This window comes from Mesorhizobium sp. M1A.F.Ca.IN.020.06.1.1, from assembly GCF_004023265.1.
Classification (GTDB): Bacteria; Pseudomonadota; Alphaproteobacteria; order Rhizobiales; family Rhizobiaceae; genus Mesorhizobium.
This window is the reverse complement of the sequence record NZ_RZSR01001298.1, coordinates 1-1,286: the sequence shown is the minus strand read 5'-3', so window position 1 is coordinate 1,286 and position 1,286 is coordinate 1. Positions and strand designations below refer to the sequence as shown.

The 1,286-nt window shown below is 61.2% G+C and carries 2 protein-coding genes; both read right to left on the bottom strand.

All coding sequences use genetic code 11. The annotated features are described in order from the left end of the window. Window positions 1-744, bottom strand: a 744-nt coding sequence (locus tag EOA60_RS33440) for a CoA ester lyase (RefSeq protein ID WP_281060805.1), incomplete at its 3' end; no start/stop codon positions are given. Then, window positions 741-1,286 (bottom strand): CoA transferase (locus tag EOA60_RS33435; protein WP_206628376.1); only part of this gene is annotated, 546 nt, incomplete at its 5' end. The genes EOA60_RS33440 and EOA60_RS33435, both read right to left, overlap by 4 nt.

The following is a 1,286-nucleotide window of genomic DNA, read 5'->3' as shown; positions in this document are numbered from 1 at the left end:
ATATGCAAGCAGCCTGCGCGCACGGTCCACCGCGTCGGCCGACGGGGTGAACGCATCGTTCAGGAGCGGGATCACGTCGGGATGGACGCAGGTTGCGCCATCAAAGCCATACCGGCTCGCCTCGCCTCCGGCTTCGCGAATGGCATCCAGGTTCTTGTGGTCGGCGATGGTGCGCAACAACCCGAACGACCTTATGCCGGCCGACTTGGCAGCGTAATGCACAAGCAGTTTCGGCAGGCGTAGAAAATCCGGACTGGGTTCCGCATCGACCGAAAGGGCGAAATCTTCTCCGCCGAGAATAAGGCCAAACATGTCTTTAGATGCACGGGCGATTTCGCCGGCATTCGTGAGGCCGGCAGCGTCCTCGATGAGAGCGATGATCTTCAAGGCCCGCTCATCGCCTTCGCGCATGCCGGTGCGTCGCTTCAGCAACGACAGCCTCGCCTTCAGGTCCGCGGCCCCGCCCACCTTGGGCAGCAGGAGGCCATCAATTTTGACACGCGCGATCGAATCCAGATCGCAGGAAAGATTGGCGTCATCCGCATTGACGCGGACAAACACCGGGATACCGGCGGCCTTTATCGCACTGACCGCCGGCGCGAGCAGGTCCCTTGCCTCACGCTTGGTCGCAAGCGGGACGGAATCTTCCAGATCCAGAATGATGGCGTCTGCTCCGCGCGTATGCGCCTTCTCGACAAATTTCGTCTTGTGCGCAGGCACGTAGAGCAGCGAGCGGAGCCTCATTTTACAACGCCCCGTTCCCGCAGCCCTTCAGCCTCGGAAACTGAAAAGCCGAGCTCGGAAAGCAGGAGGTCCGTATGCTCGCCGAGTTCAGGCGCCGGGATGCGGAATGAGGCCGGCGTGTCGTCGAGCCTTGGAACGGCATTGTTTAGCAGCGTCGATCCCAGCTCGTGATCGGGCAATTCGATGAACACGCCGCGTTCCCTGAAATGACCGTCGATCGCTATGTCGGCTATGTCGTACACCGGTCCGGCGGTGACATCTGCCGCATGCATGATGTCCAGCGCCTCCTCGCGCGTACGCGCACCGAACCATTCTCCCAGGATTCCGTCCAGCAAAGGCCGATTTCGCACACGTGCCGCGTTTGTCGCGAAACGGGGATCGCAAACCCTATCGTCGCGTCCGATGGTTCGAAAAACGCGCTCCGCCATGGCCTGGATGGACCCCGACAGGGCAAGATACTTTCCGTTTCCGCAGCGGTAGATGTTGCGCGGCGCAGAGGTATTCGACCCGCTGCCAACTCTCTGCTTGACCTTGCCGGTCCT